This is a genomic window from Oceanobacillus sp. FSL H7-0719 (genome assembly GCF_045040795.1).
Classification (GTDB): Bacteria; Bacillota; Bacilli; order Bacillales; family Amphibacillaceae; genus Oceanobacillus.
On the sequence record NZ_CP150301.1, the window covers coordinates 3570994 to 3590765 of the forward strand.

General features: G+C 38.2%; 22 protein-coding genes. 19 read left to right on the forward strand and 3 right to left on the reverse strand.

Features of this window, described 5'->3' with window-relative positions:
* Window positions 1-220: 220 nt before the first annotated feature.
* Window positions 221-775: a cysteine hydrolase family protein gene (locus tag NST93_RS18160; protein ID WP_405099494.1), complete on the reverse strand. Its 555-nt coding sequence runs from the start codon at window positions 773-775 to the stop codon at window positions 221-223.
* A gap of 118 nt (window positions 776-893) precedes the next feature.
* Here NST93_RS18160 and NST93_RS18165 point away from each other — a divergent pair, with 118 nt between their 5' ends.
* A complete protein-coding gene (locus NST93_RS18165) occupies window positions 894-1334 on the forward strand; it encodes an Lrp/AsnC family transcriptional regulator (RefSeq protein WP_405099496.1) in 441 nt (146 codons plus the stop codon).
* A 281-nt stretch (window positions 1335-1615) separates the two neighbouring features.
* Here NST93_RS18165 and NST93_RS18170 read toward each other — a convergent pair whose 3' ends face one another.
* Entirely contained in the window at window positions 1616-1951 is a 336-nt protein-coding gene (locus NST93_RS18170; RefSeq protein WP_405099498.1) for a winged helix-turn-helix transcriptional regulator, read from the reverse strand.
* Window positions 1952-2098: 147 nt separating this feature from the next.
* Here NST93_RS18170 and NST93_RS18175 point away from each other — a divergent pair, with 147 nt between their 5' ends.
* From NST93_RS18175 to NST93_RS18220, 10 genes are all read left to right on the forward strand, one after another.
* A complete protein-coding gene (locus NST93_RS18175; RefSeq protein WP_405099500.1) occupies window positions 2099-2998 on the forward strand; it encodes an NAD-dependent protein deacetylase in 900 nt (299 codons plus the stop codon).
* Between the two features lie 334 nt (window positions 2999-3332).
* The gene (locus NST93_RS18180) at window positions 3333-4214 is read left to right on the forward strand and encodes an NAD-dependent protein deacetylase (protein WP_405099502.1); all 882 of its coding nucleotides are present in this window, start codon (window positions 3333-3335) and stop codon (window positions 4212-4214) included.
* A gap of 23 nt (window positions 4215-4237) precedes the next feature.
* Entirely contained in the window at window positions 4238-5080 is an 843-nt protein-coding gene (locus NST93_RS18185) for a Sir2 family NAD-dependent protein deacetylase (RefSeq protein ID WP_405099504.1), read from the forward strand.
* Window positions 5081-5120: 40 nt separating this feature from the next.
* Window positions 5121-5699 carry a hypothetical protein gene (locus tag NST93_RS18190; protein ID WP_405099506.1) on the forward strand — a complete coding sequence of 193 codons (579 nt, stop codon included), beginning with the start codon at window positions 5121-5123 and terminating at the stop codon, window positions 5697-5699.
* 134 nt (window positions 5700-5833) lie between these two features.
* Window positions 5834-7288 carry a nicotinate phosphoribosyltransferase gene (locus tag NST93_RS18195; protein ID WP_405099508.1) on the forward strand — a complete coding sequence of 485 codons (1455 nt, stop codon included), beginning with the start codon at window positions 5834-5836 and terminating at the stop codon, window positions 7286-7288.
* A 160-nt stretch (window positions 7289-7448) separates the two neighbouring features.
* Window positions 7449-7991, forward strand: coding sequence for a cysteine hydrolase family protein (locus NST93_RS18200; RefSeq protein WP_405099510.1), 543 nt, complete (start codon window positions 7449-7451; stop codon window positions 7989-7991).
* A 29-nt stretch (window positions 7992-8020) separates the two neighbouring features.
* On the forward strand, window positions 8021-8251 hold the full coding sequence (locus tag NST93_RS18205) for a DUF896 domain-containing protein (protein ID WP_405099512.1): 231 nt from the start codon (window positions 8021-8023) through the stop codon (window positions 8249-8251).
* A 21-nt stretch (window positions 8252-8272) separates the two neighbouring features.
* Complete coding sequence (gene mnmA, locus NST93_RS18210) at window positions 8273-9388, forward strand: tRNA 2-thiouridine(34) synthase MnmA (protein WP_405099514.1); 1116 nt, start codon at window positions 8273-8275, stop codon at window positions 9386-9388.
* Between the two features lie 120 nt (window positions 9389-9508).
* Complete coding sequence (locus NST93_RS18215; protein ID WP_405099516.1) at window positions 9509-9643, forward strand: hypothetical protein; 135 nt, start codon at window positions 9509-9511, stop codon at window positions 9641-9643.
* 30 nt (window positions 9644-9673) lie between these two features.
* Window positions 9674-10396, forward strand: coding sequence for a cytochrome c biogenesis CcdA family protein (locus NST93_RS18220; protein ID WP_405099518.1), 723 nt, complete (start codon window positions 9674-9676; stop codon window positions 10394-10396).
* 122 nt (window positions 10397-10518) lie between these two features.
* On the opposite strand, the gene NST93_RS18225 is transcribed toward NST93_RS18220, so the two are convergent.
* Window positions 10519-11703 (reverse strand): NADH-dependent flavin oxidoreductase, encoded by a 1185-nt coding sequence (locus NST93_RS18225; protein WP_405099520.1) that lies wholly within the window; start codon window positions 11701-11703, stop codon window positions 10519-10521.
* Window positions 11704-11937: 234 nt separating this feature from the next.
* Here NST93_RS18225 and NST93_RS18230 point away from each other — a divergent pair, with 234 nt between their 5' ends.
* From NST93_RS18230 to NST93_RS18265, 8 genes are all read left to right on the forward strand, one after another.
* Window positions 11938-12270: a glycine cleavage system protein H gene (locus tag NST93_RS18230; protein WP_405099522.1), complete on the forward strand. Its 333-nt coding sequence runs from the start codon at window positions 11938-11940 to the stop codon at window positions 12268-12270.
* Between the two features lie 47 nt (window positions 12271-12317).
* Window positions 12318-13112: a protein-ADP-ribose hydrolase gene (locus NST93_RS18235; protein ID WP_405099524.1), complete on the forward strand. Its 795-nt coding sequence runs from the start codon at window positions 12318-12320 to the stop codon at window positions 13110-13112.
* Between the two features lie 10 nt (window positions 13113-13122).
* Window positions 13123-14007, forward strand: a complete 885-nt coding sequence (locus NST93_RS18240; RefSeq protein WP_405099526.1) for an SIR2 family NAD-dependent protein deacylase — start codon at window positions 13123-13125, stop codon at window positions 14005-14007.
* A gap of 18 nt (window positions 14008-14025) precedes the next feature.
* Window positions 14026-15066: a lipoate--protein ligase gene (locus NST93_RS18245; RefSeq protein WP_405099528.1), complete on the forward strand. Its 1041-nt coding sequence runs from the start codon at window positions 14026-14028 to the stop codon at window positions 15064-15066.
* A 21-nt stretch (window positions 15067-15087) separates the two neighbouring features.
* Entirely contained in the window at window positions 15088-16095 is a 1008-nt protein-coding gene (locus NST93_RS18250; protein ID WP_405099530.1) for an LLM class flavin-dependent oxidoreductase, read from the forward strand.
* 499 nt (window positions 16096-16594) lie between these two features.
* Complete coding sequence (gene rpsN / locus NST93_RS18255; RefSeq protein ID WP_405099532.1) at window positions 16595-16864, forward strand: 30S ribosomal protein S14; 270 nt, start codon at window positions 16595-16597, stop codon at window positions 16862-16864.
* A gap of 200 nt (window positions 16865-17064) precedes the next feature.
* Window positions 17065-18684, forward strand: coding sequence for a metal ABC transporter solute-binding protein, Zn/Mn family (locus NST93_RS18260; protein ID WP_405099534.1), 1620 nt, complete (start codon window positions 17065-17067; stop codon window positions 18682-18684).
* Window positions 18685-18821: 137 nt separating this feature from the next.
* A complete protein-coding gene (locus NST93_RS18265; RefSeq protein ID WP_405099536.1) occupies window positions 18822-19625 on the forward strand; it encodes an ABC transporter ATP-binding protein in 804 nt (267 codons plus the stop codon).
* Window positions 19626-19772 lie beyond the last annotated feature (147 nt).

The window sequence follows — 19772 nt, forward strand, 5'->3', positions numbered from 1 at the left end:
GGGAACGTGGAAGATTGAAGGTTACTTTTGTGGAATAATAAAGCTAAACAGTCTGGTTAAATCAATAAATCACTTTTTCATAGCGAAACAAACGCAAATTACTGTTGAAAAAAAGTGGTTCCGTTCATAAACAAATATGAACAGAACCACTTAAACTTCGTATGGAGCAGATATGCACTTGCAAATCTGATGGAATTACTTTATAAAGAATGAAGCAATCTTAGTTTCTTGATGCTAAAAACTTTTCGGTTGAAGTAACTTCACAGTACATACTTTCAAGAGCGCCGACAAATGCATAATGAACCTGTTCAGCAGGCACATCTTTACCGTCATAGGATAGATCTCTTGTAGCACATGCATCTTCAATAAGCAGCGTATTATAACCTAAATCTACTGCAGCTCTTACTGTTGCATCAATACACATATGTGTCATCATACCTACAACAATAACGTCGGTTACTCCCTTTTCTTTTAATTTGCTTTCTAAATCAGTTTTTAAAAAGCTATTAGGGAAATTCTTAACGATAAGATTTTCATTTTCCAAAGGCTGAACAGTTTCATGTATCTCAGCACCCTCAGTATCTGGAAGGAAGAATCCTAGTGCTGGATCTGCTGCGATATGTTGAACATGGAAAATATTATCCTTGTTATTTTTTCTAAACCAATCAATAACTTTAGCTGCATTAGCTGCTGCTTTATCGGGATTGACTAGTTCCATTCTTCCGTTCTCGAAATAGTCATTTTGAATATCAATAACAATTAAAGCTGTACTCATTCTTATCACCTCATATTATTTTCTGTTACAATATAATGATAAATGATATATTGAAATACATCGATACGCTGGTGAAACACTTTTACAGTAAATCATTTCATCGTGAAAGGAATTTATTATGGAACTGGATAATATTGATTTTCAAATACTTCGGATATTAAATGAAAACTCCCGTATTCAATGGAAAGATTTAGGAAAACAAATTCATATGACGGGACAGGCTGTGGGAAACCGGATTAAAAAACTTGAGGATAATGGAGTCATTAAAGCATATTCTCTTATTGTAGACGAAATGAAAATAGGACTTACTTATACGGCTTTTATTATTATTTATATGAAAACAGCAAACCATGATCCCTTTTTACATTGTATAAAAGAACAAAAAGAAGTGGTGGAGGCACACCGTGTTTCAGGAGAAGGATGCTATCATCTAAAAGTAAAGGTTCATTCACAAGAACAACTGAATCTTTTTCTGAATGAAATTCTGGATTATGGAAATTATTCTTTGTATCTTTCTATAAAAGAGGTAAAACAAAATAATCCATTGAATGCAACATGATGCATGCTTGTCTTGAAGAAATGGAAAGAGTTCGAAGGCAAAGCTTTATAAAAAACCCGGGATGAAAATAATTTCTCCCGGGTTTTGCTTTTGTAATTTTAACTTGTACTTATTGAAGTTTCACTTTATCGCAGGTTAAGTGGCAATAAAACCCCCACTTCAAAAATAGAGAAGAAATGAATATTTTAGGTGGGGCTTAACTGCCACTAATCGCCCGATTGGTTCAACTAACAATAAGTGAGAGAGGTGCAAAGACTCCCACTTATTGAAGTTTCACTTTATCAATAAGGCTGATTATGCTCCCCCCACTGACACATTTCTTGAATAATCGGCCAGAGTGTCTGCCCTTTTTCAGTAAGACTGTATTCAACCTTGGGTGGAATTTGTGGATATTCCTCGCGATGAACAACACCATCCTTTACCAATTCTTTCAGTGTTGTGCTAAGTGTTTTATAAGTTATTTTGCCTAACATCCGCTGCAGTTCATTATAACGTACTGCACCGTTCCTTGATAGGTGATAAATAATTTGCAGTTTCCATTTTCCATTTATTATGGAAAGCGTGTATCCAAAAGCAGGTTCTTGGTTGTCAGGAGCATTAATTTTATTTGTATTCATGTTTATACTATCCTCCTAGATAGTATGCGTTAAAAAAGTGCATACTTGTTACTCGTATTATATGAACTATATAATACATTTAGATTCAAGTAAAGGTTTGCTTCAAAACACACTCTATTTTCACTTTGTAAGTGAAGAGGAAGTGTTATGAGGCATGGTTGGAGGAATGATTACGTGCTAAAACAAAACTATCAAGACCAAATAGAGAAATTACTTCAAAAAATGGAAGAAACGGATGCTGTTATCATTGGCGGTGCGGCGGGAATGTCTGCTGCTTCTGGTTATAACTGGTATGAGATGGACGAAACCTTTCTAAAGTACTTTGGAAAATTTGCCGAGAAATATGGGATTAAGAGTACCTTTTTTGGCTTCTATCATCCCTTTGAGACAAGGGAGGAGCGCTGGGCTTATATAACTGCATTAATCAAGTTTGTATATGACATGGAGGCTGGTCAGACATATCTTGATTTAAAGCAACTGCTCAAGGATAAAGACTATTTCGTACTGACAACGAATCAAGACGCACAATTCTCCAAGATTTTCCCGGAAGAGAAAGTATCACCAATTCAAGGTGATTGGCGGTACTTTCAATGTTCTGATCGTTGTCATGATCAGATTTATCATAATCAAGTGCTGGTTGAGAACATGTATAAGAACATTGAAGGGACGAAAATCCCTGCAGAATTGATTCCCGTATGTCCAATGTGCGGGAAGGATATGGAACCTTGGGTCCGTTCCCGTGTATTTTTGGAAGGAAGCGATTTTAGAAACGAATTAGTTAAGTTTCAAATGTTTCTTATGAAAAACAAATATAAAAAAGTTCTATTTTTGGAATTAGGTGTGGGAACAATGACGCCAATGTTTATTAAAGAGCCCTTTTGGGAGCTGACCGAAACACTGCCCCATGCTTACTACATTAGTATAAATCCTAAAGATGCTGTCGTTCCTGGCAAGATAGAGAAAAAAGGACTTGCAATTAATGAAGATATTGCTCGTGTACTTCGAGATGCTCTGACCCTGAAAGAAAATGAAGAGATGAGCTCATAGCAAAGCTGTGCAATAGGGAAAAGACCAGTTTAAGAGAGAAAGTATATTAGCGGGAATTTGAACTTTTGGTTCGTCGCTTGACCCAATTAGATAATTATTAAAAGCAGAGTGATTATTGACATTCGAACACGTGCACTATCTTGCTGGATAGTATGTGTCCAGAAAGTGCATACTTGTTTATTTGTTTATACCATCTAATATGTATTTAGAACTATAAACGAATATTCAGGGTTAAGAAATATTATTGTTTTAAGAAGGTATATCGTTCAGGGATATGCTTGAGATTTTGGCATTTCTCTGGCGCGAATCAAATTACTAGGAGGAAAAGATAGAGATGTATTCACAACAATATCAAGACAATATAAACATATTAAAGGAGAAAATAGAAGAGGCTGAAGTCGTTATAGTTGGCGGTGCTGCTGGAATGTCCGCTGCAGCCGGCTATAATTGGTATCGAGACGATGAAATGTTTCGCAAGTACTTTGATGCTTTTGCAAAGGGATATGGGATTGACAGTATATTTGGAGGATTTTACCATAAGTTTCGGACAGAAGAAGAGCGCTGGGCGTATCTTGCTACATTAATCAGCTTTGTAGCGGAAGTTCCCGTCGGCCAGCCCTACAAGGATCTAGATGAAATTATAGAAGGTAAAGAATATTTTATCCTTACGACAAATCAAGACACGCAATTTCTACAAGTCTTTCCTGAAGAAAAGGTCAGTGCGATTCAAGGGAACTGGACATCTATTCAATGTTCTGGTCCATGTCACGACAAAGTCTATCCATTTGTGGAACAAGCAAACGAAATGCGCGACCATATGGAAGGTACAAAGGTTCCAGCTAGCATGGTGCCCAAATGCCCTGTTTGTGGAGGACCTATGGAACTATGGGTACGTTCTTTTGTGTTCCTTGAAGGAGAAAAATATAAAAGCGAAATTAATAAATATCGTAAATACCTTTTAGAAAATCAAAATAAAAAAGTTCTTTTCTTAGAACTCGGTGTTGGTCAAATGACCCCAATGTTTATCAAAGAACCTTTCTGGAATATGACATACCAATGGGCTGATGCGTACTACATTACCATTAATCCTAAGGATGCACTCATGCCTAAAGAGCTGGAGGGTACAGGCACTGCAATTCATGAAGATATTGCACAAGTACTGAAAGATGTATTAACGGAAATGAATAGAGAAAAGAAACAAAGTGGCGTACTTTAATAGGATGGGGGTAAATTAATAATATGAACGAGCAATATGAAGAAGTAATTACAAAAATTAAAGAAGCTGACGCGGTTGTTGTTGGAGCAAGCAACGGTTTGTCCATTTCAGAAGGTATTCATATTTTTGCTGAAAACAAGGATTTTATAGAAAAGTTTGGTGATTTTCGTGATAAATACGGCTTTCGAAGTATCATCCAAGGGTGCTTTTATCCATTCCCTGCAGAGGAAGAAAAATGGGCTTTCTTCAGCCGGATGTATGACTACTTTTTATACAATGGAGAAGCGAGTCCGGTTATGAAGCATCTTTATGAGCTTGTACAAGATGAAGACTTTTTTGTAGTAACATCCAATATAGATGATCATTTTAGACAAGCCGGATTCCCGGAGGATCGTCTCTTTGAAATAGAAGGAAACAGCAGAAATCTGCAATGCAGAAATGCTTGCCATAATAAGATTTATCCAGGAGATGATATACTAAGCGAGATGGCCCGTGCCCAAGAAAACGGAAAAGTGCCTGCAGAACTTATCCCGGAATGTCCAGCGTGTGGCGGCCCAATGCAGGTTCATCTAGAAATAGATAGAAACTTCTTAAAAGGAGAAGCTTGGCAAACAAGTTTTCAGGCCTATCGGGACTTTATAGAAAAAGCACATAGTAAAAAACTTGTTCTTCTTGAATTAGGAGTTGGTGCAAGAAACCAATTAATTAAAGCGCCATTCATGGATATAACGTATGCTGAAAAAAACGCTGCTTACATTACCCTAAATAAAGGTGAACTTTATATCCCTGAAGAAATTGCTGCGAAATCTATCGGTGTCAATGGAGACACTGCGGAAGTATTACAGCGATTAGCACAGTTAAAATAAGTAAGTGATGTCTTTTTTCGCAGGGAAGGAGAAAATAAGAATGTTTCTAGCTAATGTACTGGAAATCCCTGAATATCTGCCAATTAAAAATAAGTACGAATACTTTCTAAACTACATGGATCAGCATGTGGAATTTTGGCTGCCAGAAAGTGAGATTCATACGAAAAGTCATTGTGCTCGTGTGCTGATGCATGCACTTATTATTGGTCACAAGAAAGGCTTAAGTGAGACGGAGATGGATGCATTGGGTATGGCGGCAATTTTCCATGATTCCCGCCGCCTTGATGACGGGCTTGATGTAGGACATGGAAAGCGAGCTGCAGCGTATTATAAAGCATACTGCGGTGAGTCGGATTTGCCTTATGATATATCGACTTACTACATTACTTATTATCATGACAGAGACGATACATTAGGTTTGTCAGAAATTAGGAAATCCCAAACGCTGGGCGAACAGACTGTATTGCTCTATCAGATTTTTAAAGATGCCGATGCTTTGGATCGTTTTCGTTTAGGACCTGACGCTTTAGATGAAAGATTTCATCGCACCGAAGAAGCAAAAAAACTTGTAGATTTTGTGAGAAATCTCTACCATAAAAGTAATGAAATAAATTTGTAACTAATCGCCCGATTGGTTTAACTAACAATCAGTGGGAGAAAAGCAACCCCCTCCCTCTGATTGAAGTTTCACTTTATAAACAAAATAAATTTTAAAAAAGATCCAAGCAGATAGTGAGCTTAGGAGGAAATTGGATGAACAACTATATGGATGACAGCTACGCACTTCATACAGATCTATACCAAATCAATATGGCAGAAGCGTATTGGGAGGATAATATTCATAACAAAAATGCTGTATTCGAATTGTATTTTCGAAAACTGCCATTTGGAAACGGCTATGCGATATTTGCAGGGCTGGAACGGATTATTGATTACCTCCAGTCGTTTCATTTCTCTGACAGTGATTTGGAGTATTTGAAAGAGATAGGGTTTCAAGAAGACTATCTTGACTATTTACGAACAGTCCGTTTTACAGGAAATGTCCGGGCTATGAAAGAAGGAGAAGTTGTATTTGGCAATGAAGCAATTCTTCGTATTGAAGCACCGTTAGTCGAAGCGCAGCTCATTGAAACGGCTTTGTTAAATATCGTGAATTATCAAACCCTTATTGCTACAAAAGCCTCACGAATTAAACAGGTGGTAGGTGACCAGCCTGCATCAGAATTTGGTACGAGACGGGCACATGAATTTGATGCCGCATTATGGGGTACAAGAGCAGCTTATATTGGCGGGTTCTCTAGTACAAGCAATGTTCGAGCAGGGAAAAAATTTGGAATTCCGGTTTCTGGAACACATGCCCATTCCTTTGTTCAGGCGTATCAAGATGAATATACTGCTTTCCATAAATATGCAAAACGTCATAAAGATTGTGTCTTCTTAGTGGATACCTATGACACATTACGGTCAGGTGTTCCGACGGCAATAAAAGTAGCGAAAGAACTGGGAGACAGCATCAACTTTATCGGAATTCGGTTAGATAGTGGAGATCTGGCTTACCTTTCCAAAAGGGCAAGACAAATGTTAGATGAAGCAGGCTTTACAGATGCTAAGATTATCGCTTCCAATGATCTTGACGAATACACCATTATGAACTTAAACGCCCAAGGAGCGAAAATTGATGCATGGGGAATTGGAACAAAAGCTATTACAGCCTTTGACCAGCCAGCTTTAGGTGCTGTGTACAAATTGGTTTCTATTGAGGGAGAAGATGGAGAAATGAAAGATACAATCAAAATTTCCTCAAGTCCTGAAAAAGTTACCACACCAGGAATGAAGAAGGTATATCGGATTATCAATAACCTTACAGAGAAAGCAGAAGGTGATTATATTGCCTTAAGCTTTGAGGAGCCTCAAAAAGAAGAGAAGCTTCATATGTTTCATCCTGTGCATACGTACATTGGAAGTTTTGTCACCAATTTTACTGCGAAAGATTTGCATGCGGATATTTTTACAAATGGAAAACTTGTATATGAATTGCCGACGCTTCAGGATATTCAGTCCTATGCCAAGGAACAATTAAACCTATTGTGGGAGGAATACCAGCGTTCGCTAAATCCGGCAGAATATCCGGTAGATTTAAGTCAGGCTTGTTGGGATAACAAGATGAAAAATATAGAAGAAGCAAAACATAAAATTAAGAATCTGTAACCTTACTAACCTTAATCCATGGGACCGCGAGAGACTTCACGGTTCCTCTATGGGTTGTTAGTTGGAATTCAGTTTATCTCCGCTGCATTCTACTTTGCTTAGGCGGGGCTTAATTGTGGCTAATTTTGTTTTTATTTACCAATAAAGGGGTTAGATTCTAATGGCGAAGGAAGCTTTATTAATTGTTGATATGAGTAATGACTTTGTAGCGGACCAAGGAACATTGACAGCAGGTAAACCAGCGCAAGAAATAGTTCCTTATATTAAAGAGCTGGCAACAAAATTTCTAGAACAAGGGGAATTGGTTGTTGTATCAATGGATGCACATCAGCCAAATGACCCGCACTTCGACTTATGGCCACCTCATAATATTGTTGGCACAGAAGGACAGCAGCTTTATGGAGACCTGTATGATTGGTATCTAGTAAATAAGGATAATAAAAATGTTGTTTATTCGCCCAAGACAAACTATAATGCATTCTTTAAAACAGGCTTAGCCGAAACCCTAAGAAATTCAGGAGTGGAAAAGGTTCATACTGTTGGAGTGACTACAGACATCTGTGACTTTTTAACGGTTTCAGGGGCGGATGCGGAAGGATTTAAAACAGCCATTCACAAACAAGGTATAGCAACATTTACCGATCTGGGGGAAACAATGGTGAACCACATGGTACGTTGTTTCCATACAGAGGTTATTGAATAAACACGAAAGAAATTAGGCGGTGAAAAAACATGATTGACTTGTTGCCAAGAATTAATGAATTAGCAAAGAAACAGCGTGAAGATGGTTTGACAAATGCTGAGAAAGTTGAGCAACAGGCACTTCGAGAAGATTATTTACGTGTCATTCGCGGCCAAGTACTTCATACCTTCTCGGGAATGAAAGTAGTGGATCCGCTTTTTAATGATGTAACACCTCAAAAAGTCCGTAAATTAAAGACAAAAGATGAAATTCAGGTTTAATAGAATAGGAGAATAATCAACATGAAAGAAGCAGCTAAAGGCATGCGCGTAGTTGTTGGAATGTCAGGCGGAGTCGATTCTTCTGTTGCTGCGATGCTTTTGAAAGAGCAAGGATATGATGTAATCGGAATATTTATGAAGAATTGGGATGATACAGACGAATTTGGTGTTTGTACTGCAACTGAGGATTACGAGGATGTGATCCGTGTTTGCAATCAATTAGATATTCCATATTATGCAGTAAATTTTGAACAGCAGTATTGGGATAACGTGTTCACTTATTTCTTAGATGAATACAAAATAGGCAGAACACCGAACCCTGATGTGATATGCAATAAAGAAATCAAATTTAAAGCATTTTTAGATCATGCCTTGAGTTTGGGAGCCGAGTATGTGGCAACAGGGCATTATGCACGTGTTGTCAAAGAAAACGGAGAAGTTCATATGTTAAGAGGAAGAGATGGGAGCAAAGATCAGACATACTTCCTCAATCAATTGACAGAAGAACAGTTAAGTAAAGTATTATTTCCGATTGGTGATATGGAAAAATCAAAAGTTAGGGAAATAGCTGTGAACGCTAATTTAGCTACTGCATCCAAAAAGGACAGTACAGGTATTTGCTTTATTGGCGAACGGAATTTTAAAGAATTCTTGAGTGGGTATTTGCCTGCCCAAAAAGGAAACATGGAAACATTTGATGGTAAAGTTGTCGGACAGCACGACGGATTAATGTACTATACAATTGGACAACGACGCGGCTTGGGGATAGGTGGAGATGGTGAGCCTTGGTTTGTAATTGGAAAGGATATGGATAGGAATGTTCTTTACGTTGGTCAAGGCTTCGACCATGAATTGCTCTATTCGGACAGCATTATTTCTAATCAAGTAAGCTGGATTTCGAAAAAAGATATGCCGGCTACGTTTGAATGTACTGCAAAATTCCGTTACCGCCAGGAAGATAATAAAGTGACGGTAGAACGATTGAATGAATCCGAAGTGAAAGTTATTTTCCATGAACCGATTCGTGCGATAGCTCCAGGACAAGCAGTTGTTTTCTATCAAGGAGACGAATGCCTTGGAGGAGGAACGATAGATCAAGTATACCGGAAAGACAAACAGTTAACATATGTAGGCTAGAGAAGAAATGAAGTATCTTGATTTTAAGTGGTGGTAACCAGGCTAGTGGAAACACTACGCCATCTAACAGTCATTAAAGGGATAAAGAGCAGATTATTATAAAGGAAGAGTGAGAGTTACATGTGTCAGTCTAAAGAAACGATGAAGCTTTCTGAAGAAGAAAGAAATCAAATAATGTCATTGCTTGAAAAGTATTCTAAAGCAGAAATTGAAATGGCTTTACGTCAACTAAGTAAAAATAAAGCAATAAAATAGAAATTGTTGAAAATCAAGGGGGATGAAACATTGCATACAGATATATCTATATTTCTTGCTTTTGGTGCAGGTGCCCTAACTTTTATATCGCCCTGTGTATTCCCGCTATACCCGGCATTCTTGTCCTACATTACTGGACTAAGCGTATCTGATATACAAGCTGGTAAATTGAAAGGGCAGCGAAAGGCGATTTTCCACACTATTTTCTTTCTGTTAGGATTTTCAATCATTTATTTAGTGTTAGGACTGGGTGCAAGTGGAAGTGCATCATTTATTGAAACCTGGTATATGCAATATGGTGATTTGATTCGGCAAATTGGAGCTGTTTTAATCATATTTTTTGGGCTGGTAACAATTGGATTCATTCAGCCCACGTTTTTAATGAAAGACCATAAGTTGAATATTCAAGGTAAACCAGCCGGCTATTTTGGCTCCGTAATCATTGGTTTAGCTTTTGCGATAGGCTGGACGCCTTGTATGGGACCGATATTAGCAGCTACTCTAGCACTTATTGGGGCAAATCCATCTCAAGGCATCTGGTATATGTCTTCGTATATCTTAGGGTTTAGCATTCCATTCTTTTTAATGGCATTTTTTATTACAAAATTCAATTGGTTAAAGAAATTTACTGGTGCCTTCATGAAAGTAGGCGGCAGTGTAATGATTTTAATGGGTATTATTTTGTTCTTTGATAAATTTTCAATCTTTAATGGGTTATTAGCACCAATTTTTGGTGACTTTCAGGGGTTTTAAAATTCAGATGAAAGTTGAATAAACAAAACGTTCCAAGTTAAAAAATAGACTAAATAGTATATTTCGAAAACACCAATCCTCCACTTTATAAAAGAAACAGGATTGGTGTTTTTATTCTTATATTACTTGCGCAGCATGCGCAGTTCTTTACGTGCATCATCTGAAAGCGAACCACCGATATCCATTAATTCAACGATATCTTTAAAGGCTCTCTCAGGAATTGCCAAATCAGCTAGTTCTTCTTGTGTGAAGCCCAGGTTGATTTCGGTTTCTCTGCCTTCTTTTAATTTCAAAACAAAATCGGGTTCTGTTACAAAAGGGGTTGAGGCACCAACCATATCGGCGAAGTCTAGAGCCTCCAGTGCTTTTTCTGGCGAGTTAATGCCGCCGGTTGCCATGACTGGAATGCGACCAGCAATATGGTCGTATACCACTTGATTCATAGATTTGCCTTTAAACTTTCCTTGACGAATCGTTTGTTTATAAATATTTTTCCCCCAGCTTGCAGTTGCTAAGTATTGAATTTTGGCGACTTCCATCGCGCGTTCCATGAAATAAAGAAAATCTTCTGCACTGTAGCCAATTTCATTGCCGCGTGTTTCTTCAGGAGTACCTCTAAACCCAAGAATAAAATCGGCGGGTGCTTCTTCATCAATAACTTTCTGAACGGCCTGCAATACTTCAATACCGAAACGGGAACGATTTTCAATAGTCTGGGTACCATATTCATCGTCACGCTGATTGGAGAATGTGGAGAGGAAAGTTTGGATTAAGAGGCGCTGAGCACTTGAAATTTCGACCCCATCAAATCCTGCTTTTATTGCCCGTCTCGTTGCATCGGCATATTGAATAATCACATGCTCAATTTTACGCTTGCTCATTGCTAGAACAGTATGCTCAACAGGGCTTTTTAGCTTCATTTCACTAGGACCATAAACAACCCCGAAGTCTTTCAGAGAAATTTTAGCAAAACGGCCAGCATGTGTTAATTGAATGATTGCTTTTGCTCCATCTTTTTTCATTGCTTGAGCAAGCTGTTTGAGTCCTTCGATACTGCGATCATCATCGATGCTGAAGCCATATTCAAACAATTGACCGTACTCTTCAATATAAGCGGCACCTGTGATTTGCAAAGGTGCAGATCCTGCTCGTCTTTCTGCATAAGCTAAATCTTCTTCCGTAACGTACCCCTCAGCGGTTGAAGAATTCGTAATCATTGGTGAAAGGACAAAACGATTATCTAATGTGACACCATTGGGAAGTGTTAGTTTTTCAAATAATGGTTTGTATTGTGCTGTTGTTTTCATATGTATATTCTCCAATTCCTAAAATGAACTGTAATAAATAATAGCAATTTAAAGCTATCACCTTAGGAAAAGTCTGTCAATTGAAGCGTTTTACTTGGGTAAGTGATTGACAGATAGTGATGTATTTTATGCTGAATGGAAGGAAATATAAAATAATGCATTTTAATAGATTATTCGCAACACATGATATACTGTAATTATAGGTTATTTCAATTTTAGAAAGAGGGATTACTAATGAAAAAACGTGAAGACTTTTTATTTATTGAGAAAAATGATGATGTGTATACAATTAGCATGACTCCAGAATTACAGGATGATATTGGCACAGTAGGTTTTGTAGAGTTTTCAGATGGTGACAGCCTTGAAGCTGGAGATGCAATTTTAAACTTGGAAGCTTCTAAAACAGTTCTTGAATTGGATACACCTTTAAGAGGTAAAATTGTAGAGCGAAATGAAGCTTTGACTGCAGAACCGTCTCTATTAAACTCAGCAAAAGCGGAAGAAAACTGGGTTGTGAAATTAACTGATGTTGATGAAGCAGCATTTAGTAAATTTGAAGAAGCATAAAATCTTAAAAAATGCGGTAAGAATGCTTTTTGAATAGGAGCCAGATGATGAATCAAGAAGCGAGAATCGATTATTTAAATGATTATTTATTGAAAGAGAACCCAAATGTGAAGGATAATTTCAACGAATACAAGACAGATACAGTGGATGAAAAACTCGTATTATTTCGAGGGCTGTGCAATGTCAGAAAACCTGAACCGGTAACAGAGCGATTTATTGAAATTCAGGATGCCTTCCTTTCTCAGTTGAACCGGGAGAGGAAGTTAACTCTATTAGAAGATTTGCAAGCTATTCAGCCGCAGCTTTATTTATGGCAAGGTGATATTACAAGTCTGGCAGTTGATGTGATTGTAAACGCTGCAAATAGTAATTTCTTAGGCTGTACCGAAGCAAACCATGACTGTATAGATAATATGATTCATACGCGATCTGGTGTGCAATTGCGGTTAGATTGTGATGCCCTGATAAAAGCACAGGGCCGTAAAGAGCCAATGGGCAAGGCGAAGATAACGGAGGCTTATAATTTGCCGTCAAACTATATTATTCATACAGTTGGTCCGTATATTGACGAACGCGGCATTTCCACCTTGAAGGAGAGTTTATTAGCATCGTCTTATCGTTCTTGTCTGACTCTGGCGGATGAGCATAACCAGGGAACGATTGCTTTTTGCTGCATTTCTACAGGTGAATTTAATTTCCCGAACGAACGTGCAGCTGAAATTGCTATTCAAACAGTGAAAGAGTATTTAAACCGTACTGGATCCAAAATAAATGTTATTTTTAATGTATTTAAAGATGTGGATTTACAGACTTATCAGAGACAATTAGGGACGGAAGAATAGGAGATTGTTTATGCAACAAGTAAATAAACATTGGCAGACACTGGAAAAGGAAACAAAGTCACAAGCAAAATTATTGCAGCAGCTTATTAAAGAAGCGGAGGCAATTGTCATCGGAATTGGTGCAGGGATGTCTGCAGCCACTGGATTTACTTATATAGGCAAAAGATTTACAGACGCATTTCCGGATTTTATTGCAAAGTATCGCTTTTTTGATATGCTGCAAGCGAGTCTCTTTGGATTTGAGAATGCAAGAGAATATTGGGCATTTCAAAGTCGTTTCACTATAATGAACTACTTTGATCAGCCGGTTGGACAGGCTTATGTCGATTTGCGTCAGATAATGGAAGAGAAGAACTATCATGTAATCACAACAAATGCAGATAATGCGTTCCATGCCGCTGAATATAACATGGATAAAGTTTTTCGTATTCAAGGGGAATATGGTTTGTGGAATTGTTCTGAGCACTGCCATCAGCAAACATATCAAAATGAAGCACTTATTAGGCAGATGGCTGCTGAACAGAGGGATATGAAGATTCCTGAAGAATTGGTGCCGCATTGCTCGGAATGCGGGGCTGTTATGGAAGTTAATAAACGCACAGATGAAAAGGGCATGGTTGAAGATGGACATTTCCATGAGCAGAAAGCCCGCTATGAAGCGTTTTTAAAAGAAAACGAAAATAAGAAAGTGCTCTTTTTGGAAATTGGGGTTGGCAATACGACACCACAGCATATCAAGCATCCATTCCAGCAGATGACACTGGAAAATCCACAAAGCTTATTTGTAACAATGAATCAGAAGGATTATTTCATACCGCATGCAGTCCGTCCGCAGACAGTAAAGATTGACGAGGATATTGAGGAAGTTTTACATACAATCGCACAGAATGAATAACGGGGGGGCGGGGAGCGTATGTATTTAATTGAATCAAAACGTAATGGTGAATGGATTTATGATCCAGGTATGGCAATGGCACTGCAGGAATATGTGAAGGACCATATTTTTCTTGATGATGATGTGTTGTTTCCATATATGATGCATCCAGTTGTGCAAATTGGAAAATACCAGAATGCATATGAGGAAGTGAATCAGCCATATATGGATGAGCATGGGATTAAAATTGTCCGCCGTGAATCAGGTGGAGGAGCGATCTACCTGGATGACCGCAATATGAGCTTTTGCTTTTTATTTGACGGTAATCAGGATATCTTTGGAAATTATGGACGTTTATATGAACCAGCCATTAAAGCGCTTGAGAAGATCGGTGTACATCGTGTAGAACAAAAAGGCAGAAATGATTTAGTGCTGGATGGCAAAAAAATTTCCGGAGCTGCAATGACTGTACAAAAAGGCCGTGTTTATTGCGGGTATTCCTTGCTGCTGGACCCGAATTATGAAGCAATGGTGTCTGTTTTAAATCCTAACCTAAAGAAAATTGAATCACATGGCATTCAATCTGTCCGCAGCCGTGTTGGAGCAATTCGCCCATATCTCGCACCCGAATTCCAAGATATGACTGTTTGGGACTTTACAGATTATATGATTTGTCAATTGCTTGGAATTGATAATATCAGTCAAGCGAAACGTTATGAATTGACTCCAGAAGATTGGGCTGGGGTTGATAAAATTGCCAGAGAGAAATACAATAATTGGGATTGGAACTATGGTCGTTTTAAAGAATTTGAATACCATGTAACAGAGCGATTTCCAATTGGCACAATAAGTATTGGCCTAAGCGTGGAGCATGCGAAGATTGCTGCCATCCAGATTACGGGAGACTTTTTCGGAACACAGGATGTTAAGGAAGTTGAAGAAGCACTATTAGGGAAAAGATTGCGCAAAGATGAATTATTAGAAGCAACGGGACAACTGGATTTAACGAAGTACTTTGGAGATTTGACGAAGGAAGCATTCGTTAATTATATGTTAAGTGTTCCCGCAGTCAAAGCATGAGGTATAGAAAGAAGGATAAAATTGGTTAAATTAGGGATTCTGGATTATGCGCAAATTGATGAAGGCAGTAATGCCCAAGCAGCTTTGCAAAGTACAGTTATACTTGCCCAGTTAGCGGAGTCGCTGGGATATGAACGATTCTGGGTGGCGGAGCATCATAATGTTCCTGCTTTTGCCAGCACCTCTCCTGAGCTGATTATCATGCGCTTGGCGGATGCAACAAAACGAATTCGAATTGGTTCGGGCGGCGTTATGCTTCCGCATTACAGTCCTTACAAAGTGGCAGAGAATTTCCGTATCCTGGAAGCCTTTCATCCAAACCGTATTGACTTAGGGATGGGAAACACGATTGGAACAGCACTTGTCAATCGAACTTTGAATGAGAAGAAAAAAGGCAAGCTGAATTATGAACAAAGCATTATCGATTTAACCAAATACTTAAACGACCAAGTGGATGAAAGCCACCGTTTTCATGGTATTACTGCGAACCCTGTCATCCGAACTGTTCCAGAGATGTGGGTATTATCAACAAGCGTCAAAAGCGCGAAAATGGCGGCGAATTTAGGAATCGGCTATACATTTGGTTTATTCCCAAATGCCAGTATGGATAAAGTAAATCTTGGAATTCAAGCTGCACATACATATCGCGAGGAATTTAAGGCTTCTGTTTTCATGTCTAAGCCGAAAGTGTCAATCGCACCATTTGTGGTCGTCGCCGATACGAATGAACAAGCAGAGGAATACGCAAAAGCAGCAGATTTATGGCATCTTGGTAATGATAATTTTAGTCAGTTCGGCGCGTTTCCATCTGTTGAAACTGCCCGTAATTATCGCTGCACAGAAGAGGAAAAAACAATTATTCGGCAAAATCGGACCCGGATGGTCGTTGGCGATATAGACAGTGTCACAGCACAATTAAATGAATTAATCGTGCAATTTGGAGCAGATGAGCTGATGCTGATTCCACTTATGCCTGATCAGGAAGCGCGTGAAAAAGCACTGGAATTATTAGCAGAAGCATTTATCTAATTGAATATGCTTGAGGAATTTAAAACGAGGCCAGGACTTAACTAATACCAACCAATAAAAAAACGAACATTATCGAATAAAAAGCTTTTAAAGTTAACCTTTTACAATGGGATAATAATTCATAGTCGATAGAAAGTGCTGATTACCTTAATTCAGTATATTGCATACTCCCCTGGAAAATTGCAGCCCACGGAAAGCGAGGAGTATTTGGACTGTGGACTTCCAAAAGGAATAAGGGAAAGAGCAAAACAAATATTATTCTGAATTAAGGTAATCAGGATTCCACTTAAAATCCGAACGAATTTAATTTATCGTTCGGATTTTATTAAATTATATTTTTTTTGTCCCAACGTCTTTTTTTTCATTAATTCGTTTTGCTAAGCATAATTATCTACAAGCCTATAAAAATGTTTAATAAATCGTAATGATTACTGTTTACAAATCGTAATCATTACGATATGATGTAAAATATCAAAACGGAAGGATGGTAGAAAACAATATGGCTAAAAAATCTAAAATCGCCAAAGAAAAGAAACGCCAAAAAATGGTGGAACAATATGCGGAGATAAGGAGAGAATTAAAAGCGAAAGGGGATATAGAAGCAATTCGCAAACTGCCACGGGATTCTTCACCAACCCGTTTGAAAAATCGTTGTGAAGTTACGGGGAGACCACGCGGTTATATAAGGAAATTCGATATGTCACGTATCGCTTTTAGGGAGTATGCGCATAAGGGACAACTGCCTGGTGTAAAGAAATCCAGCTGGTAATCGCAGTTTATGAATGAATAAGAAATGAAGCATTTATATAACTGCGATGTAACAACATAAAGTGAAACTTCGTTTAGCGGTGGATTACAGACCGTTAATACGTAATGAAATGAGTTGTGATATTTTTTTTGCGTTCTAAATCGTAATGTTTCCTGTTTAGGTATTTTACTTTGTTTTAGAAAAGAAAGAGAGGGAGAAAAATGAAATTATTGAAAGTGATACTAACTTTATTAACAGCAGGAATTTTACTTATCGGCTGTTCCTCGCCAAATGAGAATTCAGATTCCAAGAAGAAAGATTCCAACCTGTCTATCTATACTACCGTTTACCCGCTGCAGTATATTGTGGAAGAAATTGGCGGGGATACAGTTGACGTTCATTCCGTTTATCCCCCTGGGGCGGATGGACATATGTATGAACCAACTTCGAAAGAGATGACTGAATTTGCAAAAAGTGATGCATTTATTTATATTGGTGCGGGAATGGAAGGTTTTGCAGATAGTGTATCGAATGCACTGGCATCACAAAGCGTAGAGTTAATTGAAATAGGAGTCCATGAGGAGCTTTTCAAGAAGGGTTTGTATGAACATGCGGGACATCAGCATGACGAAAATGAATTCATTCTAATTGACGGCTTATCTGATCATTATCATTCAGGGGATTCATTTACGTTAACAGCAAAATCGAATGAGGATACAGCGCATAACCATTGGCACTGGTTTACCTTGGATTCAGATTCTGGGGATTGGGTAGTTGTAGAAGACTTGCATGAAAATATTTATGAAGATGAAGTCAGTGTATCTGGACAGCAGATAAAAGCTGTACTATATGATGACAATCATGAAACAATTGCCGAGTCAGAACCAGTAACAATTGTCATTAACGACCATGGCCATGACCACGAAGACTCAGAGGATCATGATCACGGGGAATCGGAAGAACACAATCACGATCATGGAGAATCAGAAGAGCATGACCATGAAGCAACAGATGACCATCATCATGGAAAAATAGGAGACTATGGAGCTGAAATTGAAGGATTAGCAGCACATTATCACACAGGAGACATGATTACATTAACAGCTAAGCCTGTTGAAGATACTGGTAATAATCACTGGCACTGGTTTATATTAGCCCCTGATGCAGAGGACTGGGAAGTTGCTGAAGATGCGCATGGTGACACCTATGAGGCTGAGGCGACGCTTTCTGGACAGCAGATAAAAGCGGTGCTCTATGATGGGGACCACGAAGTAGTTGCTGAATCAGAACCGAAAACAATTATAATCGATGATCATACAGATCATGACCCGCATATTTGGGTAGACCCTTTACGAATGATTGCGATTGCAGAAATAGTTAAAGAAGAACTGACTGCATTAAACCCGGATGATTCTGAACTTTATAAAGAGAACTTTGCCATATTAAAAGATAATTTAACAGAATTGGATCAACGCTTCCTTGATCTGTTAAGTCAAAAGGAAAACAAATACATTATTGTTCCACATTCTGCTTTTGGTTATTGGGAAGAGCGCTATGATGTGAAGCAAATTACAATTAACGGTTTATCCTCAGGAGATGAGCCATCGCAAAAAGAATTAATTGAAGTGATGAAGGCTGCTGAGGAATATGATTTAAATACTGTACTCTACGAACAAAACAGTGACAATCGCCTTTCGAAAGTCGTGCAGGAGGAAACTGGAGCTGAAGCAGCAACCATTCATAATCTGGAAGTGAGAACAGAAGAAGATATTAAAAATGGGGAAGACTATATTTCATTAATGGAATATAATCTGGACATACTTGATAAAGTGATGAAGTAATCAAGGTTGGGAGGCTATCCATTATTCTGCGTATTTGGGTTGTTATATTTTCTGAAATGTCTTAAAATCGATGGTATTACAAGAGATGGGTTTTTAGAATGAAAGAAATATAACAAAGGCAATTGGGGTGATATGCCATGGATAGTGTGATAGCTTTTGAGAATGTATCATGGAAAAGAAACAACCAGAAAATCTTAAAGCAGATTAACTGGAAGGTACAGGACAACGAACATTGGTGTATTCTTGGCTTGAATGGTTCTGGAAAAACGTCCTTATTAAATATCGTGACGGGTTATACCTATCCATCTAAAGGCAAGGTAAGTGTGCTTGGCAATGAATTTGGAAAAACGAATTTGCCAGAGTTAAGGAAGAGAATAGGCTATGTCAGCAGTTCACTAGAACAATTTTCACACGTGCTGGACCGTGAAATGGTTGAAGCAGTCATTGTGAGTGGAAAATTTGCTTCTTTTAGAGTAACGGAAGAAGTATCTGATGAGGATTGGGGAAAAGCAGCTTCATTGCTTTCTTTTTTAAGACTATCTTATCTTAGCGGAAAAATGTATCGTAACTTGTCACAGGGGGAAAAGAGAAGGGTACTCATCGCGAGAGCATTAATGAATGATCCTGAAATACTGATATTAGATGAGCCTTGTACTGGCTTAGATGTGTTAGCGCGTGAAGAAGTGCTGCAATTGATGAACGAGATGGAACAGATGAATTGTCATCTAATCTATGTCACACATCATATCGAGGAAATTGTGGAAGCTATATCTCATGTTTTATTAATTCGTGATGGGGAAGTTGTTGCCGCTGGACCAAAACAAACAGTTTTAACCGGTGAGTTGTTGACGAGAGCATATAAAATGCTGGTAAAAGTACGCTGGGAAGAATGTCGGCCATGGTTAACGATTCAGAAGACTGAAGGTATTACGGTAAGGTGAAAACTGGCAAGATATAAGGATGAAATTTAAAAACGATTTTGAAAGAATCTTTTCAAAATCGTTTTTACTTTGAGTAAAACTGAAAATAACTAAGATTTCAATATATAATACATAGCTTAGCAACTTATAATCTAGGATATGGAGCTA